The sequence below is a fragment of the Bacillus sp. S14(2024) genome, assembly GCF_050473785.1.
GTDB classification, from domain to species: domain Bacteria; phylum Bacillota; class Bacilli; order Bacillales; family Bacillaceae_G; genus Bacillus_A; species Bacillus_A yunxiaonensis.
Genome location: NZ_JBFLUP010000006.1, coordinates 252,617 through 277,737 on the forward strand (window position 1 = coordinate 252,617; position 25,121 = coordinate 277,737).

At 38.8% G+C, this 25,121-nt stretch carries 21 protein-coding genes and 1 riboswitch; of the genes, 11 read left to right on the forward strand and 10 right to left on the reverse strand.

The genetic code is table 11. The features are described 5' to 3' along the window. Positions 1 to 339: 339 nt before the first annotated feature. From AB1279_RS01505 to AB1279_RS01515, 3 genes are all read right to left on the reverse strand, one after another. On the reverse strand, positions 340 to 1,869 hold the full coding sequence (locus AB1279_RS01505; RefSeq protein ID WP_429753078.1) for an SH3 domain-containing protein: 1,530 nt from the start codon (positions 1,867 to 1,869) through the stop codon (positions 340 to 342). Positions 1,870 to 2,081: 212 nt separating this feature from the next. Then, the gene (locus AB1279_RS01510) at positions 2,082 to 2,954 is read right to left on the reverse strand and encodes a D-amino-acid transaminase (RefSeq protein ID WP_429757601.1); all 873 of its coding nucleotides are present in this window, start codon (positions 2,952 to 2,954) and stop codon (positions 2,082 to 2,084) included. Positions 2,955 to 3,223: 269 nt separating this feature from the next. Then, entirely contained in the window at positions 3,224 to 5,158 is a 1,935-nt protein-coding gene (locus AB1279_RS01515) for an LTA synthase family protein (RefSeq protein WP_429757602.1), read from the reverse strand. Between the two features lie 592 nt (positions 5,159 to 5,750). Between AB1279_RS01515 and AB1279_RS01520 the strand changes: the two genes are divergently transcribed. The 7 genes from AB1279_RS01520 (at position 5,751) to AB1279_RS01550 (ending at position 10,269) form a co-directional block, all read left to right on the forward strand. Then, positions 5,751 to 6,113: a YkvA family protein gene (locus AB1279_RS01520; RefSeq protein WP_429761269.1), complete on the forward strand. Its 363-nt coding sequence runs from the start codon at positions 5,751 to 5,753 to the stop codon at positions 6,111 to 6,113. Positions 6,114 to 6,190: 77 nt separating this feature from the next. After that, positions 6,191 to 6,682, forward strand: a complete 492-nt coding sequence (locus tag AB1279_RS01525; RefSeq protein ID WP_429757603.1) for a metal-binding protein — start codon at positions 6,191 to 6,193, stop codon at positions 6,680 to 6,682. A gap of 290 nt (positions 6,683 to 6,972) precedes the next feature. After that, positions 6,973 to 7,881, forward strand: a complete 909-nt coding sequence (locus AB1279_RS01530; RefSeq protein WP_429757604.1) for an acyl-ACP desaturase — start codon at positions 6,973 to 6,975, stop codon at positions 7,879 to 7,881. Positions 7,882 to 8,097: 216 nt separating this feature from the next. Continuing rightward, a complete protein-coding gene (locus AB1279_RS01535) occupies positions 8,098 to 8,559 on the forward strand; it encodes a CarD family transcriptional regulator (protein ID WP_336481109.1) in 462 nt (153 codons plus the stop codon). A 559-nt stretch (positions 8,560 to 9,118) separates the two neighbouring features. Beyond that, positions 9,119 to 9,283: a BC1881 family protein gene (locus AB1279_RS01540; RefSeq protein WP_253629179.1), complete on the forward strand. Its 165-nt coding sequence runs from the start codon at positions 9,119 to 9,121 to the stop codon at positions 9,281 to 9,283. Positions 9,284 to 9,562: 279 nt separating this feature from the next. Next, entirely contained in the window at positions 9,563 to 9,796 is a 234-nt protein-coding gene (locus AB1279_RS01545; protein WP_253629180.1) for a hypothetical protein, read from the forward strand. Between the two features lie 239 nt (positions 9,797 to 10,035). Continuing rightward, complete coding sequence (locus AB1279_RS01550) at positions 10,036 to 10,269, forward strand: YuzF family protein (protein ID WP_026591141.1); 234 nt, start codon at positions 10,036 to 10,038, stop codon at positions 10,267 to 10,269. Between the two features lie 67 nt (positions 10,270 to 10,336). Here the strand turns inward: AB1279_RS01550 and AB1279_RS01555 are convergent, their stop codons facing one another. Then, entirely contained in the window at positions 10,337 to 10,612 is a 276-nt protein-coding gene (locus AB1279_RS01555) for a hypothetical protein (protein ID WP_001087724.1), read from the reverse strand. 591 nt (positions 10,613 to 11,203) lie between these two features. Between AB1279_RS01555 and AB1279_RS01560 the strand changes: the two genes are divergently transcribed. Then, the gene (locus AB1279_RS01560; RefSeq protein ID WP_429757605.1) at positions 11,204 to 12,448 is read left to right on the forward strand and encodes a serine hydrolase domain-containing protein; all 1,245 of its coding nucleotides are present in this window, start codon (positions 11,204 to 11,206) and stop codon (positions 12,446 to 12,448) included. A 565-nt stretch (positions 12,449 to 13,013) separates the two neighbouring features. Here the strand turns inward: AB1279_RS01560 and AB1279_RS01565 are convergent. Next, positions 13,014 to 13,187 (reverse strand): hypothetical protein, encoded by a 174-nt coding sequence (locus AB1279_RS01565; RefSeq protein ID WP_429712748.1) that lies wholly within the window; start codon positions 13,185 to 13,187, stop codon positions 13,014 to 13,016. A 752-nt stretch (positions 13,188 to 13,939) separates the two neighbouring features. Between AB1279_RS01565 and AB1279_RS01570 the strand changes: the two genes are divergently transcribed. Next, complete coding sequence (locus AB1279_RS01570) at positions 13,940 to 15,601, forward strand: lactate permease LctP family transporter (protein WP_429757606.1); 1,662 nt, start codon at positions 13,940 to 13,942, stop codon at positions 15,599 to 15,601. A gap of 54 nt (positions 15,602 to 15,655) precedes the next feature. Here the strand turns inward: AB1279_RS01570 and AB1279_RS01575 are convergent, their stop codons facing one another. Together AB1279_RS01575 and AB1279_RS01580 are read right to left on the reverse strand one after the other, a co-directional pair. After that, positions 15,656 to 16,342, reverse strand: a complete 687-nt coding sequence (locus tag AB1279_RS01575; RefSeq protein WP_429757607.1) for a DUF2642 domain-containing protein — start codon at positions 16,340 to 16,342, stop codon at positions 15,656 to 15,658. A gap of 57 nt (positions 16,343 to 16,399) precedes the next feature. Beyond that, complete coding sequence (locus AB1279_RS01580; protein WP_429761270.1) at positions 16,400 to 17,758, reverse strand: arsenic transporter; 1,359 nt, start codon at positions 17,756 to 17,758, stop codon at positions 16,400 to 16,402. Positions 17,759 to 17,962: 204 nt separating this feature from the next. Then, a riboswitch (TPP riboswitch) is annotated at positions 17,963 to 18,078 on the forward strand. 262 nt (positions 18,079 to 18,340) lie between these two features. Between AB1279_RS01580 and thiC the strand changes: the two genes are divergently transcribed. Beyond that, entirely contained in the window at positions 18,341 to 20,101 is a 1,761-nt protein-coding gene (gene thiC, locus AB1279_RS01585) for a phosphomethylpyrimidine synthase ThiC (RefSeq protein WP_429757608.1), read from the forward strand. A gap of 142 nt (positions 20,102 to 20,243) precedes the next feature. Continuing rightward, positions 20,244 to 20,537 (forward strand): hypothetical protein, encoded by a 294-nt coding sequence (locus tag AB1279_RS01590; protein ID WP_429757609.1) that lies wholly within the window; start codon positions 20,244 to 20,246, stop codon positions 20,535 to 20,537. A gap of 76 nt (positions 20,538 to 20,613) precedes the next feature. On the opposite strand, the gene AB1279_RS01595 is transcribed toward AB1279_RS01590, so the two are convergent. The 3 genes from AB1279_RS01595 to AB1279_RS01605 all read right to left on the reverse strand — a co-directional run bounded on the left by AB1279_RS01595 (position 20,614) and on the right by AB1279_RS01605 (position 24,843). Further along, a complete protein-coding gene (locus tag AB1279_RS01595) occupies positions 20,614 to 21,972 on the reverse strand; it encodes an arsenic transporter (protein ID WP_429757610.1) in 1,359 nt (452 codons plus the stop codon). A gap of 503 nt (positions 21,973 to 22,475) precedes the next feature. Then, a complete protein-coding gene (locus tag AB1279_RS01600; RefSeq protein WP_429757611.1) occupies positions 22,476 to 23,495 on the reverse strand; it encodes a cytochrome d ubiquinol oxidase subunit II in 1,020 nt (339 codons plus the stop codon). Then, positions 23,488 to 24,843 (reverse strand): cytochrome ubiquinol oxidase subunit I, encoded by a 1,356-nt coding sequence (locus AB1279_RS01605; RefSeq protein ID WP_429757612.1) that lies wholly within the window; start codon positions 24,841 to 24,843, stop codon positions 23,488 to 23,490. The genes AB1279_RS01600 and AB1279_RS01605 overlap by 8 nt, the downstream gene beginning before the upstream one ends. Positions 24,844 to 25,121 lie beyond the last annotated feature (278 nt).

Here is a 25,121-nt window from a genome sequence, read left to right on the forward strand (position 1 = left end):
TTGTAAAATCTCCTCTCTAAATTAACGAAACATTGCAAATAGTAGAATTGCTTCGTTTCTCTGAAAATATTATCTTATGTAACTTATCACACCAGACATCAGAGGTCAAACGTCTACGGAAAAGTCAGAATAGGAAAAAAATAAGTGGAGTAAACACATAAAAAGTGTAAAATGGATAATTTTGTCACAATGTTTCGTTCCATCCATAATGTGACATATGGAAGACGAATAAAGTTAGGATGATCACGAATGGAAGGCCTCATCAATCGGGCTTTTACGGGATAAGTTTACATAATAAAAAGAGCCTTCTAGTAATCTAGAAGGCTCTAAAACTATCAATTAATAAGGCTTAGAATATCCTAAGAAATGACTGCTCCAATATGAGTTGTTTAATGAAGCAACTTTAACACCATTGTCACCGGCTTGAATAAATGTGCCGCCGCCAAGGTAAATACCCATATGGGATGGACCAGATTTATATGTATTTTGGAAATAAATCAAGTCACCTGGTTGTGGGCTAGATGTATGTTGGAAGCTGCTCCAATAGCCAGCTACACTTTGACGACCAATTGAATAACCGAATTTCTTATAAACGTGATAAATATAACCACTGCAGTCAACGCCGCTTGCAGAAGTACCGCCCCATACGTATGGAACACCTTCCATTGATTTTGCGTATGAAAGTAGTGAAGACATATCACCAGAGTTATTGCTTGTATTGTTGTTATTGCTATTGTTTCCATTATTCGGTTTTTCAGCTGGCTTATTTTCTTGTCCGCTGCTTACAGGTGTTTTAGATAAGTAGCGAGTGCCTACATATCCAGTACGACCATTATAGTTTATTTTGCTCCAGCCGTATTCGTCTGCAAGTACTTGTACTTTTTGCCCTTGTGGTAAGGCTCCGATTACACCGTAGTTTGTGCCAGCACCGCCGCGTACATTGAGTGCGCTTGCATTAACGTAATATTCTCCGCTTCCTTGTGATGGAGTTTCGTTACTTGTTGCTGGCGGATTGGATGTAGAAGGATTAGATGGAGTAGTACCACCTTTTACAAATTTCACAAATTCGCTGCTAACATAACCTGTTGTTCCATTATGTTTGACTTTGAACCAACCATTTTCAGCGCCAATTACGTTTAATGTTTGTCCATTTAATACGCCGCCAATTACACTGTGGTATGTAGCAGGGCCAGTACGAACGCGTAAAGATGTCGTGTTTACAACGTAAGTACCACCAGTTTGAACTGTAACATTATTGTTGTTGTTATTTTGCTGTTGGTTATCCTGCGGCGCATCTGCAATAGAGCCGCCTTTTGTTACATAGTCTTTGCTAATGTAAGCTGTTTGTCCGCTGTAGTTAATTTTGAACCAATCTTGTACTTCGCCAGTGACTTGAACAACTTGTCCTTTATGTAGAGAACCTAACTGCGTATGTGATGTGCTAGGGCCTGTACGAACGCGAAGGGAAGATACATTTACTGTATAGTTTCCACTTGCTGCTTGAACAGTTGTGTTATTGTCTGGTTTAGAAGTAGTACTAGTAGAGCCCGCATTTACAAACTCACCGCTAACGTAGCCGACTTTTCCATGGTGGTTAATTTTGTACCAGCCATTTTCTTGTCCAATTACGTTTAGTGTGTCTCCTTCGTGTACGCGAGACATGATTTCATAAGAAGTGCCAGGACCTGTACGAACGCGTAATACGTCTGCGTTTACTGTGTACTTTGTTGTGTTTTGTGATGTTGTTTGAGCTGTTTGAGCTGCAGGTTGTTGTGCGGTTTGTTCAGTAGCTGCCTGAACCGTATCCATTGTTGGTGCTGCTGCACCTGCTACAGACACTGCCGCAAGACCGGCAAGATATTTTTTCATAGTTTGTCGATTCCTTTCTGTCTGTATTTTAATGTGATGAAAAATTTACCAACTATAAAAATTCTAAAATGGTTGTCGATTGATGTCAATGCTTATGAAGAAATCCGAATATCATAAAAAAGGTTAACAAAAAAAAGAAAGATGCAAATATGCATCTTATTTTGGAATTATATCCATATATTTGGAGTTTTTTGAGAGATAATTATCCGTTTTTAAGACCAAAAGACGCTAGAAGTAGAAAAACTTTGCATAAATGTTTTTTGTAACAATTTTGTGATAGGCCCGACTTGTCCATTTTGAATAGCGGTTCCATCGAGATGTGTCAGCGGCATTACTTCAAAGGTTGTTCCCGTAAAGAAGCATTCATCTGCTTTGTATACATCATGAACACGAAACGATTCTTCCTGCAGGGGAATATGTAATGTATGGGCAAGTGATATAATATATTGCCGGACAATACCGTTTAGAATGAGATGGTTGGCAGGGTGTGTATATAGTGTTCCATTTTTCACAAGAAAGAAGTTAGAGTGGCTTCCTTCAGTAACGATGCCGTCACGAACGAGAAGAGCCTCTTTGCAGCCTTTTCGCTCAGCTTTTGTACTAGCTAATACATTTGGTATTAAATTCAGTGACTTAATATCGCAGCGCAGCCAGCGGACATCAGGCTCTGTTATCGCGCGAATTCCATATTCAATCCATAAAGCAGGGCGTTCTTTTTTACGAATGTATGCATAAATAGTTGGAGTTGCATCAAAGGAAAAGGTATGAACACGTGGCTGAACACCTCGTGAAATTTGGAGATAAATGATGCCGTCTTCTTGGAATTGATTTTTTGCTAGCAGTTCATATAGAGATGCGATAAGCTCTGCTTTTGAGAGAGAAAGGGTGAGCTCCATTTCTTCCATTGAGCGATATAGTCTTGTTATATGCGGATCTAATAAGTGCAAGGTCCCTTTATAAACACGAATGACTTCATATACGCCATCACCAAACTGTAGACCGCGCTCTTCTAAGTCGATATGAGGTTGTTCGTTTGTTGTATCAAGCATTTTCCCATTCCATAATATAAAGCGTTCATATTTCATGTTTTCTCCGTCCTTCCCCAAGTATTGTCTGCACATACAAATTCGAAGGCTAGAAGAAAGAATCCTGCTTTGCATAAAAAAAACAACGTTCGATTACAGAACGTTGCAAAAGGAGGGTAGCTTGTATAATAAATAGGGACAAAGCTTACATGTTTTATTATAGAGATGTTTCATGAATTTTATGTAAAAATTTAGTGAAGGTTGTGTAATAATTAGTCGCCATGGTGTATTTTGTAGAATTGATGTTACAACTAGAAAAAAGCCGCTGATTACTCAGCGGCCTTTTCTTTATTGTTTTCTTTAATGATTGTTTTAATTGTACCTGTCTTTACTTTGTTACCTTCATAGAAACGAAGTAAGTCACCTTCAATGATTTTATCAGACATGCGCAGCTCATTTTGTGCGCGATCAACCATTGCTTGTGCTTCAGCTTTTGGTACTTCTACAACTTCACCTGTCGTGCGGTTATAGAATGTATTATTTGTGTGAATGTATTGATCTGTAACGAAGCTTCCATCACGTAATACAACAAATGGTTTTCGCTCTGGTGCGAATAAGTCGTGACCGAAATGAATGTCGTTCGTTGTATCAACGCCTAATAAATGAAGGATTGTTGGTTTTACATCAATTTCACCAGCAGGTGCTGTAATTGTTTTTCCTTCTTTTTGACCAGGAACGTGAATGAAGAACGGTGTACGTTGTAAGTTCATTTGATCAAATGTTGTAATTTCTTGTTTTCCTAAGAATTGTGCCATTGCACGGTTATGGTTTTCAGAAATGCCGTAATGGTCACCATAGAATACAATAATAGAGTTATCGTAAATTCCCTCTGCTTTTAAACGTTCAATAAAGTGTTTTAACGCTTCATCTAAATAACGAGCTGTTACTACGTAACGGTCAAATACACCATCACCTGAGTTATATGGCTCAATTAATTTCGTTGCTTCATCATAGTCAAATGGATAGTGGTTTGTTAACGTAAGGAAACGTGTATAGAACGGTTGCTTAATATTTTTTAACATATTCACTGATTGATCAAAGTACTCAATATCTTTTAAACCCCAACCTAGTTTTGTTTCAGGGGTAATCTTATAATCTAATTCATTAAAGTAACGATCGTAACCAAGTGCTGGATACACCATGTTACGGTTCCAGAATGTTGCGTTGTTTGCATGGAATACAGCCGTGTAATAGCCTTGTTCATGCAAGATTTCTGGTGTTGCAACAAATTCATTATTACCATGCGTAAAGAATACAGCGCCGCGATCTAATGGGTATAAAGAGTTATCTACAAGAAACTCTGCATCAGATGTTTTACCTTGACCTGTTTGGTGATAGAAGTTTTCAAAGTAATAGCTTTCTTTCGCGAACTGGTTTAAGAATGGTGTTACTTCTTGTCCGTTTACTTTTGCACCAATTAAGAATTGCTGCATAGATTCAAGAGATACAACAATTACGTTTTTCCCTTTTGCTGAGCCGAACATATTTGGATCTGGCTTTTCTTGCACTGTTTTCACATAGTTCTCTGCTTCTTGCAGCTTACTGCCATCTGCAAATGCTTTTTGTGAACTTGATTTTGCTTGTAAGCCAAGGTCGTACACTTGATGTACGTATAAACCTAAGTTTTTGACAAGCATTACACGGTCAAATGAGCGTGTTAATAATTCAGGACGCTCCGCTTCAGCAAGTCCTAAGTTTGCAAAGAAAATAGCAATTGTTGATATGAAATATAGTGATCGCATTGGACGTGAAACACGCTCTGTTTTTGCATAGTCTTTCTTTTTCTTTAAAAGGACTGCGAAGAAGATAATATCAGCAAAAGCTACAACAATTTTGTAGTTAAATAGCTCTTTCACACTAGAGCCAAGACTACCGAAGTTTGACGTTTGTCCAAGTACAGGTAATGTTACAAAGTCGTTATAGAAACCGTAGAACATTACGTTACCAACAAGAACAATGGTAAGGACAATGTCAATTCCAAGTGCAATATAGTTTCGTTTTTTCCCTTTTGCAAATAATGCAAGGCCCACTAAAAGTAATGATGAGGCTAATGGGCTAATAAATAAAATGAATTCTTGCATGAAAGATTCTAGTTTTAAGTCAAAGCTAGTACGTGTAATAATGTACGTTTTTAGCCACAGTGTGATGGCAACGAATAATGTAAATCGCACGTTTTGAAATTGTGATTTCAAAGATTCCTTCATCCATTTTCACCCTTTCTCTATCAGGCTTGGTCGATTTTCGAGAGAAACATGCTAAAATAAAAAATACATAGTTTTCTTTGCCATGGATAGAGTTTTTCTTTATACATCTATTTATGACTTAAACTATGCATACCCTTTTGTTTTCCTGCCATTTTGTATTGTTCCATAAGAACAAAGCCATTTTGTATTATACAACAAAATTTGGTTATTAGGAACACACCCATTTCTTACATTTTTTGTATTTTTTTATTATAGCTGACAGTGAAAACTTTAACATTGGTTTATATGCTCGTCAACTAAAAAATATGACAAATAGGGGAAAGCGGATGTAGAAAAGGGGACTTTTTATATTGAGAAAAATTTAAAAACCAACACCGAACACTTGTTCTTTTTAGGTTTGTTTGTTATAATGAAAGTACATGATAAGTAACGTGGCCAAGCCGGAACCTACATTATATTGTATGTATGTGAAGTTTGCTTATGTTGTAAATAAATTCGGCATAATAGAAATAAAGTGAAACTTCTAGCAGTAGGGGGTCTTACAGCCCGTGAATAACGGGATAAAAGAATAACGAGGGGAGATTTCGTCATGATGAAGGAGAAATTTTCAGTCGAAGCGTTTTGGAATAAAGTAAAACATGCAGCGATTAAGGCGGGACATTCAGTTATTTATGCTAGTTTGTTGCTGTTTTATGTATTGCAGAAACCAGGTGTTCCAAAGCCAGTGAAGCTTACGATTATTGGTGCTCTTGCGTATTTTATTTCACCAATTGATGCTATTCCGGATTTTGTAGCTGGTCTTGGTTATACAGATGACTTAGGCGCATTAACAGCTGCGCTCGTACAAACTGCTATGTATGTAGATGAAGAAGTGAAAGAACAAGCGCGTACAAAGCTGGGAGAATGGTTTGGTTCTGATGTGGATACGTCACTTATCGATCAAAAATTAGATTAATGTAGTGAGACGTCTATTGGTGTTTCTTCATTAAATGGGCAGTCGAACAAGTTAGGATCGAACGGAAGGAATTAGATATGCCATCAGGAAAAACACATACCAAGATAAACTTAGTTTCTCTTCCCGTTGTATTATTTATGCTCGGCTCTTACGGGTTAACGAATTTTGATTTTCTTCTTACGTTTACCATTGGATTTATTATTGGGACGTACTTTTTAACACCGGATCTGGATATTCATAGCTCTGCCTACCGCAAATGGGGCTTACTTCGCATCTTTTGGTATCCATATCAAGTTGTGATGCCGCACCGGTCACCGCTTACGCATACGATTATTATTGGTGATTTGATTCGTATTCTTTATATGTTGCTTGTTTTCTCACCGTTTTTATATATTTTAAATAAGACGGTACTAGAGGGGAAACTCATAGAGATTGCAAGGGCACATGAAGTGGCAATTGTTATGTTTGTACTGGGCGTTATTGCTGCTAGTGCATTACATATTATCGCGGACGTTGTGAATACAAGGCGTAAAAAAATGATGCACCGCAAACGAAGAAAAAGAAGATGATAAAAAAAGTACTCGCAGCGTGCGAGTACTTTTTTTTAGGGGTACCGTCACATGCCCATCAAGTTAATATTTTAAAGTACCCCCAAAATAAAAATTTCCTTTTTCTACAGTTAGTTATTTGAGAAGTCAGCTTTTTTTCGCTTTTGGGGTGTTTACTTTTCTTAAATTGATAGGCATGCGGCTGAACCCCAAAAAAGGAAAGTAATATCTATTTAAAGAAAATTTTAAAAGATAAAAACGAATGTAATTATAGAATGACTATCTATGATAAGAAAAGGAGGCACTTACATATGCTAACAAATGATTTAGATTTCCGATTAGAACCACGTTTAAAAGAATTGTATGAACAACATAAAATAAGAGCGCAGAAGATAGACTGGGGTTATCATGAGTTTTTACCATGGGATAAGGGAATGGACTTTAAAAGAGTTCCTTGGGATGAAAGTCAAGTTACTCTTCCTTCTGGTGTAATTACGGCCATTGAAACAGCTTTATTAACAGAAGTGAATTTACCATGGTTTACAACGTATTTATCGGCGACCTTTAAAGGATCCCTTTCTGTTATTACAGACTTTATTCATACTTGGACCTCAGAAGAGGATCAACATTCGAATTTATTGGAGACATATTTACTACTCACTCGAAGTGTGAACCCTAAACGAATACATGAATTAAGAAAGTCAGTCGTTGAAGGTGGATTTGAGCCTGATTTTCACACGCCAATCGAAGCCATGACGTATACGACGCTACAAGAACTTGCAACGATGGTGTTTTACAATAATGTAGCTAAGATTGCAAGTAAGCATGATCCAGATCTTGCTACATTATTACGCCGTCTTGCAAAAGATGAAACCCTTCATTATGCGTTTTATCGAGACGTGATTCGAACACATTTGGAATTGGAACCTAATTATTGTTATCATATTGCCAATGTGATTATGAATTTTAAAATGCCAGGTGCAGTCATGCCTGATTTTGAAAATAGAATGGCTGTGATTGCAAAAGAAGCTAACTATGGGCCACTACAATATTTTGATCAAGTACTTGATGTAGTAGTTGATTATTGGGGGTTAAAAGATTTACGACCAATTGCACCTCTAGCTGAAAAAGCAAGAATTGAGATTTTGGAGTACCACACAAGATTGAAAAAAATACGGGATCGATTTGGTCGTTTTCAAGGGAAAACTGATCTACGTTAATGAGTAGAGATTTCAGAATATAAGCGGGGAAATTCCCCTTCCCTTTATGGGAAATCTGACACACTCCCTATTGTTTTGGGGGCGTTTTTTACTTAATTTAATTTTTGTCAAAAAGTAGTTGACGGTAAAAATGATTTTATGATATTATAAAATATTTGATAAAAAACCAAGTATATGTTAAAGTTAAGAAGGTTACCATATATGGAGGTGGATTATATGTTTCAAATTGGCGATAACATTGTTTATCCAATGCACGGAGCAGGTATAATTGAAGCCATAGAAGAAAAAGAATTCTCAGGGGAAAAACAACAGTATTATGTCATAAAAATGTCGATCAGTAATATGCAAGTCATGATTCCTACGGATAAAATATTGAATTCGAATATACGCCCAGTTACTGATATACTTGCATTAAAGCACATTATACACATTTTTCAGCATGAAGAATCCTGTAAATTACTGCCGTGGAAACAAAGACATAAAGTGAACACAGACAAAATAAAAACGGGTGAAATACAAGAAGGTGCTGAAGTTGTACGCGATTTAATGCGTATGAAGAAAGAAAAAGAACTGAATACAAGCGAAAAAAAATTGTTGGATGATGCATATAAATTTTTGGTCAGTGAACTAGAATTAATTAAAGGAATTACTGAAAATCAAATAAAAAGTTTCTGTTAAGGTTCATTATAGATAATGTATTATATCACCCGAAAACATCCTGAATTTTTCGGGAATGTGATGAGTATTAAAAGCAAATCATTTCAAAGACATTCAATTTCTTCAACTCACTTTTAGAGTAGGAACCTCTTTTGTTATTACTTCAATCTAATCCATTTTTATTATAAAATTTCTTTTACGATCGTTCGAAGTTTCATCAAATAACTCGATTAAATAGTCACTTGATTTTTGTACTCCTGATTCACACTGGCACGGACAAGGAGCCGTAAGGATGAAAGAGAGGTAGGGCTTTCATTGTTTTAGGTAATATACTATCTAAGTCATTATTTCTAGAAGAAAAAACAATCAATCGCATTTCTATCTTTAAGAATTTTTTTACAATTACTGAGACAATGAATAGTAATTATTTATCTTCTTTTCATAAGAGAGATGCGCGAGTTGGTAACATCTAAATATATGGTCAACGATAAAAAATGATGGGATTTCTAGAACTAGAACCCATTTTTACAATTTATTTAACATAATAAGATTAAATGGAACAATAAGAAGGAGTGAAGATATGAAACGCATGCCAACGCAAGAATTAAGTAACGAGTTAAAGAAGCGGAAAGGAATTACTTCTATTAAGATTGAGTCTTATGAAAAAATTGAAGTTGGTGGAATTCTTGTAAATGGACCGGCTGTTATTTTAATTAATCAAGAATACCTAAAAATTGTTGAATGAACGAAGAAAAGGATGATCCTTTACAAAAAGGGATGATCCTTTTTGTTTGTTGCAGCTAATATGGGATATACATAACTTTTATCTGATGTGTTGGGGTTAAAAGGAAGGAGAGGGTCAGGATTATCATGGTGGAAAGCTTAATATTGGTAGGATTTCTTTTTACGTTATATAAATTAGTTGATAAAAAAACAAACTAATTATTTAAAACGATAGATTGTTTCCTTTTTAAGGGCGAGATTTATTTGAGAGTCAAATGGATCATTTAAAGGAGGAATTTAGATGGATGCAAGGAAAGAACGCATAAAATACGAGAAGATGTCAAAGAATTATAATCGTATTTATTTAGTTTCGTTTATCCTATTAATTGTACTTGTTTATAGTAGTGTGATTATCATAGGAGCTACAGGGGGAAAATATGGAGTGTTTTTATTGTTAGCAATTTTACTTAACGCACGTATTACGAAAGAATCTCAAAAAAAGTATGAGCGCTATTCTAATAAAGGGCGTATTTAAAATGATACATATCCTAAAAGGAACAACCTAGGTGTACATTCAAAATATCCCTATATCATCTCCTATTAACTAGTAAAAGTAACTTTATATAAATCATTTTTTTAGCAATGTAGAAATAGAAACCGTACCTTATTAAAATGTTATTTCCGTTCCTATAATGAATTATCCTTCTAGCATATTGATAAGATTTATATCATATATTAGGAGAAAGAATGCAAGTTAGAAAGGAGTCTTATAGAATGAGTTATTCGGAAGGAAATAACTTGAGTGAACAACATATGGTAAGTGCACCCAATCCCTACGTATATCAGACATTACAATCAGTAATTGGTAAACATGTGGTTATTGAAACTGTAAGAGGTAATGTAAGAGGAAAGTTAAAAGATGTGAAACCAGATCATTTGCTCATTGAAGATACGATGCCATATATTGTACGCATTCAACAAATTGTATGGATTATGCCAAAACAATAATCAAATTATATCTAATCAGATTTATAAAAAATTAGTGTCATAGTCCACCAAGTAAAAACACAGGGTTTTATCTCTGTGTTTCTTCAAATTTCCGTTTTTGAATATATGCTTGAGCATGAATAAGTTCTTCCTGAAGTTCTTTTAATTCTTTTGTAGATTCTGATTCAATAGCCATGTAAGTAGTAACTAAACTGATCATCATATCCATCTTCTCTACTATATTTTGAATGACTTGTTCAGATTGCTCTTTTTGAGGGTGTTGTATTGCTATTAATACATTTTCTATATAATTGTTCTTTCTTTGCTGGATATCATAAATAAACTGTTTTGTGTTTGAGTTCATTTGTTATTCCTCCGTTTTGGATATACTTCTATTCTATCATATTTGAATGGAAAATATTAGATTCTCCTAAATTTACACCTGTCTCGTACATCTCCTCAAATATACAAGCTAATCTCTTAACGTACAGGGAACTAATCGAAATGTGTCAATTTTGTGTCTAAACGTACAATTTTCTTTTTTGATATGGTGACCCCATGCCTATCAAGTTAAGAGTAAAGAACCCCCCAGAACAAAGATTTTGAGCAAATTGCTCAGTTTTCTCGTTTTGGGGGTGTTTTCTTTTTTTAGGTTGATGGGTATGGGGTACCGTCAGGAAAGTGCGGATTTACAACGCTAAGACCATTTCCAAGACGATTCCCCAAATTTTAATAATGCTAAGGTCCTAAAAGGAGTAAATTTCGAGTGTTTTAAAATTAAAAATCTTATTCATCGAACAGTCGTACCTTTATGTATAAAATTCAATGAACAGTTATATTTGTATCCAAAAGGAAATAGATTAGATAGAGTAACAAAGGGCTTTTAAGCATGAATAGCAAAAGAGAATTTGTAGAACAAATAGAGTTGATAAAAAAGTAAAGGGAAGGAAACCAAATGAAAAAGATTACAACGGGACAAAGCAACAGCGGCTTCTCCGAAACAGGACTGCACAAAATGCGCGACGTGCTGGCACGACATGTCGATTCCGGGAAGATTCCTGGGGTCGTTGCTTTAGTCAGCCGGAACGGTGAGACGCACGTTGAAGCGATGGGCACGATGCGCCATGATGGTGGAGCGCCGATGCGCCGAGACACGATCTTTCGGATGGCCTCGACGTCCAAGCCGCTTGCGATTTCGGCGGCAATGATCCTGCTCGACGAGTGCAGGCTGCGGCTGGATGACCTGGTAGAGACGTGGTTACCGGAACTCGCCGACCGGCGGGTGCTGAAGCGGATCGACGGCCCGCTGGACGATACCGTGCCAGCGCGGCGTCCGATCACCGTACGGGATCTGCTGACTTCCACGTTCGGGCTCGGCATGGATATTACGTCGCTGGGCACTCCGATCATGAACGCGATTTTCGAGAAGGGGCTCACGCCCGATCTACCGGTGCCGATGCCCGAGCCGGATGAGTGGATGCGCCGTCTTGGCGAGCTTCCACTGATGCACCAGCCCGGAGAGCGATGGCAATACCACATCAGCAACGATTTACTCGGCGTGCTCGTCGCCAGGGTCACGGGCCAGTCGTTTGAGACGTTCCTGCGCGAACGCATCTTCGACCCCCTAGGCATGAAGGACACCGGTTTCCACGTGCCCGCCAACAAGATCGACCGGTTGCCGACCCTTTACGCCCCCGACCCGCAGACCGGAGAGTTCATCGTGTGGGACGAGGCCAAGGGGGGACGCTGGAGCCAGCCTCCAGCGTTCCAGGGCGGCGGTGGTGGGCTGGTCTCCACCGTCGACGACTACAACGCGTATTTACGGATGCTGCTGAATCACGGGATGCACGAAAGCGAACGGATCCTGTCCCGGCACGCCGTCCAGCTGATGACCACCAACCGCCTCACACCTGAGCAACAAGCAGCCCGAGACGCCTTGGCCAAAAACAATGTCCATGTGTCGTTCGGCCAAGGGCAGCACGGCGGCTGGGGCTTCGGGATGGCGGTGCGCACCTACCGCGGCGACTATGCGTCCATCGGCCAGTTCGGCTGGGACGGTGGAAGCGGCACAACGGCGTACGCCGACCCGGACAACCAGCTTACCGGAATCCTACTTACCCAGGTCGGGCTGTCAGTCCCGAATTCGGCACGGCTTATCCACGACTTCTGGACCATGGTCTACCAGGCAATCGAAGACTGAAATCGAGCTCGCGGTTCGTCGTTCGTTTAAAAAAGGGCCTGTGAATTTCATCAACCTTATTGGGGCGGAATCAGGACGTGGGTATGATAGGTTGGTTTGCCGACAGAAACAACTGCTTCAGCCTTTTAAGACCAATCATGCCCACGGAGGTTCCAAGTCAAGTCCTTAAACGCTTTTCTATGGTTACATGTAAACATAGATAAAAGGTGCACCATATCGGTGTTTTGAAACGGATACTACATATAAGAGCATGTTAGTTTAATAAGCCAAATTAAAAAATCGATTCCTAAACATAAGAGGAATCGATTTTTTTCTATGCTGTAATTTGTTTAATGTTGTAAATCCTCATTTTCCTGACGCTACCCTTTATATAAAAGATAGTGAGATTTTCCTATATCCCGTCAAAACAGTCGGTAAGAAGTTAGGTAAGGAAGAGAGACAAACCGTCTGTAAGGACTCGATTGGTTCAACTAGCCTTCTGGGAAAGAATGCTCTCAGAAGGAAGTTTCACTTTATTTTTCTTTGCTTAATGATTCCAACAAACACGTAAACAAATTATCTCGTATTAACGAGCTGTGACATCTTTAACTGCTTCAGAAATACGGTCAACTGTTGCTTTTCCAGCATCTTCAACAGCATCAACTGCATTTTGTACTGCATCGCTTGCTACTTCAATTCCGCGTTTTGTGTTATTACGCCCTGCATCAATGGCAGATTGAGTTCGATTTTGCTCAGTCAATTTTTATCCCTCCTAAATTTGTTTTTCCACCTTAGTATAAGAAAATGTCATTTTACTATTCGTATATTAGAGAAATTTCCAATAGTCTGAGTTATATGAGTAAAAAATTATGCTAGAATAAGTTCGTCATTTATCCGGCTATTCGCGGACGGTAATACCCCACCTCAAGATTCAGGGAAAAGTGTTGTACAGTTCCAGTGGCTAGAATGTTCGGTGGCTTCACTTCTTCCTACGAGGTAAAAAACACCTCTACGTCAGAAGCTCCATCCCCCTCACATTCTGGACGAGCCACTTCCACATTTCTTTGTTGTCCAGCTCTAGCGGCTAGAATCTCCGGTCGTTTCGCTCCCTCGGACGAGGCAAAAAGCACCTCTCTGTAGGGTGCGAAGGCGTCCTGCGATTCTGGGCGAGCCGCTTCCGCTTTTCTACAGAAGAGGGGATAACTGCTGGTATGCGCCCGATTGGTTCAGCTAACCTTCTGGGGAAAAACGCTCCCAGAAGGAAGTTTCATGTTATTTAAAAAACTTATAATCATATCACATTTTGTGAAAGAATGAACAAATGGAATGTGAAAAAAATTCGAAAATAGGATTGTAAATATAGGGAAATATGATAAAGTAGAATTATCAAATATTTATGAAAACGTTTTCTTTGGACGTTTTATTTTTTAGACTTAAAGGTCTGATGACCCGATTGTCTATTTATAGGATTATAGGTTTATGAAAAAGGAAGATTAGAAGGGAAGGGAAACTATGAGCACATGGACACAAGTTTATGATCCGCTAGGTAATATTTGGCTTTCAGCAGCAGTTGCAATGATTCCAATTATATTTTTCTTTTTAGCGTTAACAGTTTTTCGTATGAAAGGCTATGTTGCAGGCTTTATTACAGTTGTATTAACAGTTATAATTGCACTTTTCGTTTATAAAATGCCATTTACGATGGCGATGGCAGCAACGGGTTATGGTTTTGCTTATGGATTATGGCCAATTGCGTGGATTATCATCATGTCAGTATTCTTATACAAAATCTCAGTGAAAACGGGACAGTTCGATATTATTCGTGCATCTGTTCTTTCTATTACAAATGATCATCGTTTACTTGTCATTTTAATTGGCTTCTCATTTGGTGCATTTTTAGAGGGAGCAGCAGGATTTGGAGCACCGGTAGCAATTACAGCAGCACTTCTTGCAGGACTTGGTTTAAACCCATTATACGCAGCGGGACTTTGCTTAATCGCAAATACAGCGCCGGTAGCATTTGGAGCCATGGGGATTCCAATTTTAGTAGCTGGTCAAGTAACAGGTATTGATCCTCATAAAGTAGGACAAATGGCCGGGCATCAATTACCGCTTCTATCGTTATTTGTTCCATTCTTTATTGTATTCTTAATGGATGGATTAAAAGGTATCAAACAAACGTGGCCTGCATTATTTGTAGCAGGTGGTTCATTCGGGATTACGCAGTTTATTACAGCAACATATCTTGGACCTGAACTCCCAGATATTACATCTGCACTAGTGAGCTTAGTGAGTTTAGCACTATTCTTAAAAGTATGGCAGCCAAAAGAAATTTATCGTTCTGGAGAAGGACAAGTAGAGGCAGCGGCAACGGTAAATGCTGGTTCGACAATAGATTTAACAGCAGGAAAAGTTTTGAAAGCGTGGTCACCGTTTATTATCTTAACGATAATGGTTGTAATCTGGAGCCAAAAATTATTTAAAGATCTATTTGCTCCAGGCGGTGCGCTTGCAAGATTAGTGTTTAAATTTGAAGTTCCGGGCCTGCATAATTTAGTGATGAAGGCAGAGCCAATTGTTAATAAACCAACGCCATATGAAGCTATATTAAAGCTTGATATTTTATCGGCAACAGGAACAGCGATTTTGATTGCATGTATTATCACAATGTTTGTTCTGAAAATGAGTCCAAAACAAGCGGCTGTTACATTTAAAGAAACGTTACAAGAATTGAAAATGCCAATTCTGTCAATTGGATTAGTACTTGGCTTTGCGTTTATCGCAAATTACTCAGGGCTTTCATCAACATTGGCATTAGCATTAGCGGGAACTGGGAAGTTCTTCCCGTTCTTCTCACCATTCCTTGGATGGCTTGGGGTATTCTTAACAGGATCAGATACATCTGCAAACGCATTATTCTCAAATCTACAAGCAATTACAGCGCATCAAGTAGGCGTGAAGGAAGTATTACTTGTTGCGGCGAATACAACGGGCGGTGTAACTGGTAAAATGATTTCACCGCAGTCCATTGCAATTGCATGTGCGGCAGTTGGACTTGCTGGAAAAGAATCTGACTTATTCCGTTTCACAGTGAAACATAGTTTATTCTTCGTAACAATCGTTGGTATTATCACATACATTCAAGCTTATTATTTAACTTGGATGATTCCTTAGTAGAAAAAAGGGGTTTCTCTTATGATGAGATACCCCTTTTTGTTATTTTTAATTTTAGGCTGGGAGATGTACGGTTTTAACGTGATGTAAATTAAAATGAAAACGCTGATTACGTGCTGTAATGAGTTCAATTTGGTTGTCGGTTACTTCAGCTAATTTGCCAATTTTATAACTCTGTATGCCTAAATCAAGTAAAACGATACGTTGTTTTAGTTTTTTCATTTGCTCAGAAAACGTACGTGCAAGTGTAAGTTTTGAGGCTGGCGATAAGAGTTTTTCATTTTCGAGTCCGTAAGGCGTTTCTGCTTCTTTATATGGAACGATATATTTCACGTGATGGAATGGGATGTATAACATTTGATAGACAGGTGAGAGGAAAACAAAATAGTCATTCATAATGTGGGTAACATATCCATGTAAGGCGTGTTCAGATGATAGCGCAAGTTCAATAAATTGTCCTTTTGCCACTTGCAATGTTTTTCGCAGTGAAATAGTGGATTCACTTGATATGATGTCTTGCGGTAGTAAAGATTCTGGAATTGTCAGGTTATCAAATAATGAAGGATCAATGCTTGGGGTTAAATGTTGAATGTGTAAACTAGAGATATACATGTATTTTTCTCCATCATACAATACAATAATATCTGAGCCTTTATCAATCATAATTCCTTCAAATGGAAGAAGCTCCCCAGATAGTGTCACTTGTATGGGCTGATTAATATATTTTTGTAAATGAAGCATGATAAATCACCTTTCTCGTAATCACCTCCTTCTAACGTAGTGAAGAAGAGAGATGTTTTAGGATGCGAAGATTAACTTAACCCAATAATATAGACAAAATAGTGTAAAAATGACGGTTGGCGGAATGACAAGAAATGTAGTTTTTATATAGGTATCCCAGCCGATATTTACTTTTCCTTTTCTCACAATATACATCCACATTAAACTTGCTAATGTACCAATTGGGAGTAATAGTGAGCCTATATCACTACCGATAATGTTTGCAAGATAAATCGTTTTCAATGTAATAGGATCTAGTCCCATTTCGGTGAGTTCAATCGTGCCAATCATTAAGGCAGGATGGTTATTAAAAATGTTAGAGAGGATAGAGATTAGGCCCCCCATAACAAAAGTGGCATGAAATAAACTATCAGTGATAAGTGGTTGAAATGTAGTGACGAGCAGTTTGGTTAAACCGATGTTATTAAGTCCATACACAATCACGTACATAGAAAATGCGAAAATTAAGACGTACCAAGGTGTTTTTTTTATCATATCATGAGGTGGGATGCGCAGTTTGTACCATCTCCACCCGAGTAAAATAACGGAGCCGGTGACTGCTACAATGGCGATAGAAAACTGAAAGAAAGATGCGATAAATAAGCTAAGGCGAACGCAGAAAACAAATAATAGAATGCCAAGCATAAACCTTGTTCGCTTACGATTTTCATCAATTGTGGGACGTGGTTGCAGTGGGTGAGAGGGTTTTTTTACGAAATTTTCATCTAAGTATGTCGATAAGACCGGGAGCTTTTCAGGGATTTTTTTCCGGAAAACAAGGAGTAACAGAAGTGACATAAAAAGAAGACCAAGCATAGCGGGAACAAACATCATGGCTGTATGCATGTATAAGTCCATATCAATAATTCTCAAGGCGATTAAATTCACAATATTGCTTACACCAATCGGCGCACTGGATGCAGTAGCGATGAGTGCACCACTTAGTAAGTAAGGTATTTTTTGATCATGTGTGAGTCGTAAATGATGTAACAAAAGCAGTAAAATGGGAGTTGTAATTAAGATACTGCCATCGTTATTGAAGAATAATGTCATGAGGAAACAAAGAAGATTTGTATACCAAAAGAGGCGAATACCAGAGCGTTTTGCTTTTTTAGCAAGTTGAACGGCGCACCAATAAAAAAAGCCAAAACTCTCTAATACGATTGCCATAACGATGGTAGCCATAATTGTTATGGCGGCGCCAATAATTTTTGAGCTAATATCACCCAAGTCGGTAAGAGAAACTGTACCGCTTAAAATGACAATCACTGCACCAACTGTTGCCGGAATTGCTTCATTCATCCCTTTTGGACGCCAAAAGATGATGAGCGTGGTTCCGAGAAAAACGAGTATGGTTATGATAGATTGTAGGTTTATCAACTCTCTCACCCCTGTTCTTATAGTGAAAAGTTTGCATAAGACATACGTCCTGCACTGGCTTATATTCTATATGTATGTAGTGGGGAAGCAGCCTGTATTAAGTGAAATACCCATTTTTTGAATAAGGAAAAGAAATGATATAAATACCTTTGCATTTTTTAGACAATGATGTATGATAGGAGCGTAGTAAAAATTTAATCAGTGATAAACTAGGGGTGCTCAAGAGAGTTGGGCTGAGAGAGAAGTGCGTTGAAACTTCTTAACCCTTTGGACCTGATCTGGTTCGTACCAGCGGAGGGAAGTTAACGGCTTTACATAACAATGCCTTATGTTGCCAGGTCCTATTTTTTTTATGGACCTGGCTTTTTTATTTGAGCATACACTGGCCGCTAGTTCTCGTCCTGGTCAAAAGAAAAGCTGAAGCGGCTCGTTCAGAATGAGAGGGGGATGGAGCTCCTGACAGAGAGGCGTATTGTGCCTCGGAGGAAGGCGCGAAGCCACCGAACATTCTAGCCGCTGAAGCTGGATCTAAGAAAAGCGGAGGTTACTTCGCTAAGACACAGGGGAGGAAACATAATTATGAAACAATCTGTTTCAGCTGAGCAAATTGAGTTGAAGTCAAGTTTACCTGGAAGTAAGAAGGTATATGTAGAAGGTACACGTGAAGATATGAAAGTACCGATGCGCGAGATTGCACAAAGCGATACAAAAGGTGTACCAAATCCATCTATTCGTGTGTACGATACGAGTGGTCCTTATACGGATCCTGATTACACAGTGGAATTAGAAAAGGGGATTCCAACGCCGCGCCGCTGCTGGATTGTGGAACGTGGAGATGTAGAAGAGTATGAAGGCCGTGAAGTGAAACCGGAAGATGATGGTGTGAAAACAGCAGCTACACATACGCCTGTATTCCCGCAAATGGGACGTAAGCCGCTTCGTGCAAAGGCTGGGGAAAATGTTACGCAAATGCATTATGCGCGTAAAGGAATTATCACAGCAGAGATGGAATATGTGGCGATCCGTGAAGGCGTGGAACCGGAATTTGTACGTAAGGAAATTGCTGAAGGCCGTGCGATTTTACCAGCAAATATTAATCACCCGGAAGCAGAACCAATGATTATCGGACGTAACTTCCATGTGAAAGTAAATGCGAATATCGGAAACTCAGCCGTATCATCGTCGATTGCAGAAGAAGTAGAGAAGATGACATGGGCAACGCGCTGGGGTGCAGATACAATTATGGACCTTTCTACTGGGAAAAACATTCATACGACACGTGAATGGATTATTCGTAATGCGCCTGTACCAGTTGGAACAGTGCCGATTTACCAAGCGCTTGAAAAAGTAAACGGGATCGCGGAAGATTTAACGTGGGAAGTATACCGTGATACGCTAATTGAGCAAGCGGAGCAAGGCGTAGATTACTTTACAATTCATGCTGGTGTGCTGCTTCGTTACATTCCGCTTACAGCAAAGCGTGTAACAGGAATTGTATCACGCGGCGGTTCGATTATGGCTCAGTGGTGTTTATATCACCATCAAGAAAACTTCTTATATACACATTTTGAAGAGATTTGTGAAATTATGAAGAAGTACGATGTATCCTTCTCTCTTGGAGATGGATTACGCCCTGGCTCAATTGCGGATGCAAACGATGAAGCTCAATTTTCTGAGCTGGAAACATTAGGAGAACTTACGCAAATTGCTTGGAAGCATGATGTGCAAGTGATGATTGAAGGCCCAGGACATGTACCGATGCATTTAATTAAAGAGAATATGGATAAAGAACTCGACATCTGTCATGGTGCACCGTTCTATACGCTCGGACCGTTAACGACAGACATTGCACCGGGTTATGACCATATTACTTCTGCGATTGGAGCAGCGATGATTGGTTGGTTCGGTACAGCGATGCTTTGCTACGTAACACCGAAAGAACATCTTGGCTTACCAAACAAAGATGATGTTCGTGAAGGTGTTATTACGTACAAAATTGCCGCGCATGCCGCTGACCTTGCAAAAGGTCATAAAACAGCACATCAGCGTGACGACGCTCTTTCTAAAGCGCGTTTTGAATTCCGTTGGCGTGACCAATTTAATTTATCATTAGACCCTGAGCGTGCAATGGAGTATCACGATGAAACATTACCAGCAGAAGGAGCAAAGACAGCGCATTTCTGCTCAATGTGTGGTCCGAAGTTTTGCAGTATGAGAATTTCGCATGATATTCGTGAGTATGCAAAGGAGAATGATTTAGAAACAACAGAAGCAATCTCACAAGGTATGAAAGAAAAAGCAGAAGAGTTTAAAGAAACAGGCAGTCAATTATATCGATAATTAGAAAGTATCTTTCTGAACACCTCTTAATCTATAATCATGTGCACCTAACCTAATATAGATGATAGTCCCCCTGCCGCGCGAGAGCAGGGGGATTTTGTTATACTTTACATAAAAAGTAAGACGGATCGGAGGGGTAAAAATGAAGCGGAAAATTGTTCCTGTTATTGCATGTATATTACAGATTCTTTTTGTTGTTACATTTGTTTTGTTATTATCGCCAAGCTATGAAAAGAAAATGGATATTATTATAACAGCTGTCGGTACATTGTTTCTTGTATTTAGTAGTTTTGGGCTTTCTGTACATTCTTTTGCGAAGAAATGGTACCCAAAATTATCGTTTTTACTTATCGTCACATCGTGTATGCAGCTTGCTTATTTCATCTTGGTGTTTATTCTCCCTGAGGCGGGGATTCCACCTTATCTCTGCAGCTGATTTACGGAGCGTTAGTATACAGAGAAATAGGGATCCTTGGAGGATCCCTATTATGTTTGACAGGAAGGTGTTTTACTTAACGAGCGAAGACGAGCTGTACCCAGTAGAATAGAAGGAAGAGTGTTACGATTGTTGTGAGTGGAATGACAATTAAGGAGACGCTCAAGTAATCTTTCCATTTTACTTTGATTTTATTTTGTTTTAGGATATACATCCAAATAAGAGAAGCAAGTGTCCCGATTGGTAATAATAATGATCCCATATCGCTACCAATAATGTTTGCGAGGTAGATTGTTTTGAGGGTAACAGGATCTAATCCCATTTCTGTTAAGGTAATGGTTCCGATCATTAAGGCAGGGTGGTTGTTAAAGAAGTTTGATAGAATTGAAACGAGTCCACCCATCATAAAGCTTGCATGTAATAAGCTTTGATTTACGATTGGCTCACATACTTGCACAAGCCAAGCTGTTAACCCAGCGTTATGAAGTCCATAAATAATAACATACATGGAAAAAGCAAAAATGAGGATGTGCCACGGTGTCTTCTTTAATATATCGACTGGATTTGTTCGTAAATAATACCATCTCCAGATGAGTAGAACGAGAGAGCCAATTACGGCAACAATTTCAATCGGAATTGCAAAGAATGAGGCTACGAAAAGGAGACAGCGCATAAGGAAGACGAACAGTAACACTTTTAACATAAACTTTGTACGTTTGCTTTTTGTATCAACAGAATCTTTTCCTTTTAATGGATGGAAGTGTTTTGTGAAAAAGACTTCTTCAATGTCATAAGCGGATGTTGGTAGTTTTTTCGGCAATTTCTTTTTTACGACTATATACATGAGCCATGACATAAAGATAAGCCCTAATGTTGCAGGTACAAACATCATTGCTGTATGCATATAGAGTGTCATATGAACGATATTTAATGCAATTAAATTTACGATATTACTAACGCCAATTGGAGCACTAGAGGCAGTTGCAATCAATGCACCGCTTAATAAATATGGAATTTGTTGATGTGGTTTTAATTGAAGGTTTTTCAAAAGTAAAATCAAAATAGGTGTGGTAATTAAAATGCTCCCGTCGTTATTAAATAATAGCGTCATGAGAAAACAGAGTAATTGAATGTACCAATATAGGCGGTGCCCGGAGCCTTTTGCTAAGTTTGCAAGCCGAGCTGCTGCCCAGTGGAAGAAACCAAAACTTTCTAATATAACAGCCATAACAATTGTGGCGATGATGGTAATAGAGGCGCCGCCGATTTTACTAATGATATCGGCAATGTTACTGCGCGATACTAGTCCGGTAATAATGATAATCCCCGCTCCAATTGCAGCTGGCCATGCCTCGTTTATTCCTCTTGGCCGCCAAAATATAACAGTCATGGTAAGAAGAAAAACAACAACCGTAATCCAAATTTCAATACCCATAGCTAGCCTGCCCTTCTTAATTCTTTAGTTTCGACAAGTGGATTTCGACTTGTCCGAAGCTTATATTCAATCATATTCAAACTCTTAAAAGAAGGTATGGGGATTACACTAGCTATTGTAAATATGTGTGTTTGGTACTTTGGGGAAAAGACATAGTATATAGGGGAATTTGAATGGAAATAGGCACATATCCAGTATGTGCCTATTAGGTATTTATAATAGAAACGTTGCTACGTGCATATACCTAGCTTTCTTTTGATAGGTATATGTCGATGAAAATATGCTACTTATTTCATGGTAGATGATATTTGACTAGAAATTTTGTTATCCGTATGGGTATTTGTAATGCTGTCTGTAAGGGCCCGATAGGTTAGTTTCACTTTACCCCGCCCAAACGGCTGGTAAGAAGTGAACGCAAGAAGAAGAGCAAACCAGCCGTAAGAGCCCGATTGGTTCAACTAACCTATCGCGAGGAAAAGCGCCTCACGATAGGAAGTTTCACTTTACTTTAAAAAAGTTCGATCTTTCAAGAATAAATTCCAGAAAAAGATAAAGCCTGGTAATAGTATTGCGATACCGATTGCGTAGAGAATGAGCAGGGCATAAAATGTTTCTTTCGTTGTAAAACTTGTGAACACAGTTACTTCTGGATAAATGATATATGGAAGGTGTGCAACGCCGTAAGCGTAGCTTGCAAATCCATATTGGGCAACGACAGAAAGAACGGCAATGCGCGGCCAGCCGAGTGTTTCGTATTTTTGGTTTGTCCACCAAAGGGAGGAATAGCCAATGATAAAAAAGATGAGAGAGACTGTGAACCATTTGAATTGTTTAATTAATCCTTCCATGAGCCAATGCGTTTCGGGATCCATTACGACAAGTGCGACGATGGCGGTAACAAGTGTTGCAGGACCGAGCACGATGGCGTTTCTCCGATAGACACGATATGTATCTTCGGAGCCTTGTTCTCTAGCGAAATCAGCGAGAAAGAGTGCTGATAAAAAGAGTTCGGATGTTAAACCGAAGAGCATGTACCAGTATACAACTGGACTTGATAATAACTTTCCATATAATAACGTTTCTTTGCCGCTAGCAGTGGTAATGAAGGCCCCTTCTGTTACAGGAAGTACTGTAATTAAGAGAGCTGGAATTAATAGACCTGTAATGCCCGAAATAATGCGCATTATACGCTGATATTTGGGCAAGGAATAAGCAAACACCATAAAAGAACTGCGAATTGTAACGAGTATGAGAATTAAGGTAACAGGTAAAAACATTGCAGTTGCGAGTGTAAATGCAGCTTTTGGAAAGAAGCCGAGAAACGCAACAACGACAAAGACTAGAAATGTATTTGTAACTTCCCATGTTGGTGATAAGTAGCGATTCGCGAGTTTTCCGGCAAGTGTCGGATGATTTGCATACACCATCCCCCAAAAGCCGGCACCGAAATCAATTGAGCCTAGAATACTGTATACAAAGACGACAGCCCAGAGAATGATAATAGCAATGCTTGCTTCAGGCATGTGAGTCCCCCCCGTTCGGTTGTAAGTCTTGCTTCAATGGATGGCGTCTAAAGAATGTTCGTAATACGAAGACAGTTAAGATGCCAAGTGCAATGTATAGTATGACAAATACGACAAATAATGGCCCAACAAAGTCAGCGCGCGTTGCAGCATCTGTTGTACGTTGAAAACCGTAAATCGTCCAAGGTTGTCTTCCGCTACAGCTGAAAATCCAGCCAAATTCAATGCCAAGAAGCATAATCGGACCGCCTGCAGCGATTGCCCACAGCATCCATTTTGGCAATTTCCCGCCTTTTTTTCGGTAAATGAAGTACCAATATCCAAGTGAAATTGCAGCGACGGCGAATGAAAATGTAGCTGCTCCAACCATTAAGTCAAAGAATAAATGGGTGTAAAAAGGAGGCCACGTTTCAGATGGAAATTCATTTAATCCTTTTACAACCGTATTTGGAGAAAAGCCAACTAACATACTTAACAGGTTTGGGAACTCAATGGCGTATTTTAATTCGTTTGTTTTTGGATCGAGAATGCCTCCAACGGCTAGTGGTGCATGTGATTGTGTATGAAATAATGCTTCGGCTGCTGCCAGTTTTTCTGGTGAATGCTCATGAAGTCCAATCGCAGATTCATGTCCAGAAACCCACATAATCGCGCCTGTAATGAATGTGACCATAAGACCTAAGTATAATCCTTTTTTATGATAAGCAATCTCCCGTGCACTTTTATTTCGTTTTAATAATTTAAAGCCGGCGATAGAAGCAATGACAGCAGCTCCTGTTGCATAAGCGGTAATGACAACATGAACGGAGCTTGTGAAAAAGCTTGGATTAAAAAAGGCTTTCCAAGGATTGACGTTATAGACAGAGCCGTCCGGTGCCATTGAAAATCCGGCTGGTGTATTCATCCACGTATTTGCTGATGTAATAAGTACAGCGGATGCAGTCGCGCCGAGCATAACAAAAAAGAGCGATACTAATCGCATGAATGGTGGTAATTTGTCTGCAGCATAGACGTAAATGGACATGAACAATGCTTCTAGGAAGAAGGCGAAAATTTCAATTTGAAATGGAACGGAGATGACTTGTCCAACAATTTTCGCAAAGCCAGGCCAAAGCAAGGAAATTTGGACGCCTACAATTGTTCCTGTTGGAATGGCAACACCAAGAAGAATCGCAAATGCTTTCGTCCATCTTTTTGCCATCACAGAGTAATCAGAGTCCTTTTTCCAGTGATATAACACTTCGCTTATAAAAATCATTAAGGAAAGTCCGATTCCAAGTGTTGCAAAAATAATATGGAAGGCTAACGATGATCCAAAGAAAGCGCGCGATAGTGTAACAGTATCCATGTTTCTACTCCTCTTCTTTTTTTGCCATTATTTTCTTACTGATATGGAAATTTTATTCAAAAAAATGACAAAAAATATATATGTATTTTAGGAGAGATTATGATATTATAATGTTGAAATCTTCTGAAAATAAAAATTTCTATTTTAGAATTGTACTTTGAGGAAAAATATTTTATAATGCTTTATGCGAACGCAGGTTCTGTTTTTGCGGGATTCCTTTACAAACTGTAAGGAAAAAATGCGGATGTGCACTGGATTTAGTCGTATTCATGAAACGG

Excerpts from the sequence above, each read along its gene's own strand:
- AB1279_RS01505 (WP_429753078.1), bottom strand. The coding sequence starts at position 1,869 with ATGAAAAAATATCTTGCCGGTCTTGCGGCAGTGTCTGTAGCAGGTGCA.
- AB1279_RS01535 (WP_336481109.1), top strand. The coding sequence starts at position 8,098 with ATGTTTCAAATTGGCGATAACATTGTTTATCCAATGCACGGAGCAGGT.
- AB1279_RS01575 (WP_429757607.1), bottom strand. The coding sequence starts at position 16,342 with ATGCTTCATTTACAAAAATATATTAATCAGCCCATACAAGTGACACTA.
- AB1279_RS01590 (WP_429757609.1), top strand. The coding sequence starts at position 20,244 with ATGAAGCGGAAAATTGTTCCTGTTATTGCATGTATATTACAGATTCTT.
- AB1279_RS01540 (WP_253629179.1), top strand. The coding sequence starts at position 9,119 with ATGAAACGCATGCCAACGCAAGAATTAAGTAACGAGTTAAAGAAGCGG.
- AB1279_RS01555 (WP_001087724.1), bottom strand. The coding sequence starts at position 10,612 with ATGAACTCAAACACAAAACAGTTTATTTATGATATCCAGCAAAGAAAG.
- AB1279_RS01570 (WP_429757606.1), top strand. The coding sequence starts at position 13,940 with ATGAGCACATGGACACAAGTTTATGATCCGCTAGGTAATATTTGGCTT.
- AB1279_RS01560 (WP_429757605.1), top strand. The coding sequence starts at position 11,204 with ATGAAAAAGATTACAACGGGACAAAGCAACAGCGGCTTCTCCGAAACA.
- AB1279_RS01520 (WP_429761269.1), top strand. The coding sequence starts at position 5,751 with ATGAAGGAGAAATTTTCAGTCGAAGCGTTTTGGAATAAAGTAAAACAT.
- AB1279_RS01515 (WP_429757602.1), bottom strand. The coding sequence starts at position 5,158 with ATGAAGGAATCTTTGAAATCACAATTTCAAAACGTGCGATTTACATTA.
- AB1279_RS01550 (WP_026591141.1), top strand. The coding sequence starts at position 10,036 with ATGAGTTATTCGGAAGGAAATAACTTGAGTGAACAACATATGGTAAGT.
- AB1279_RS01605 (WP_429757612.1), bottom strand. The coding sequence starts at position 24,843 with ATGGATACTGTTACACTATCGCGCGCTTTCTTTGGATCATCGTTAGCC.
- AB1279_RS01595 (WP_429757610.1), bottom strand. The coding sequence starts at position 21,972 with ATGGGTATTGAAATTTGGATTACGGTTGTTGTTTTTCTTCTTACCATG.
- AB1279_RS01545 (WP_253629180.1), top strand. The coding sequence starts at position 9,563 with ATGGATGCAAGGAAAGAACGCATAAAATACGAGAAGATGTCAAAGAAT.
- AB1279_RS01530 (WP_429757604.1), top strand. The coding sequence starts at position 6,973 with ATGCTAACAAATGATTTAGATTTCCGATTAGAACCACGTTTAAAAGAA.
- AB1279_RS01510 (WP_429757601.1), bottom strand. The coding sequence starts at position 2,954 with ATGAAATATGAACGCTTTATATTATGGAATGGGAAAATGCTTGATACA.
- AB1279_RS01600 (WP_429757611.1), bottom strand. The coding sequence starts at position 23,495 with ATGCCTGAAGCAAGCATTGCTATTATCATTCTCTGGGCTGTCGTCTTT.
- AB1279_RS01525 (WP_429757603.1), top strand. The coding sequence starts at position 6,191 with ATGCCATCAGGAAAAACACATACCAAGATAAACTTAGTTTCTCTTCCC.
- thiC (WP_429757608.1), top strand. The coding sequence starts at position 18,341 with ATGAAACAATCTGTTTCAGCTGAGCAAATTGAGTTGAAGTCAAGTTTA.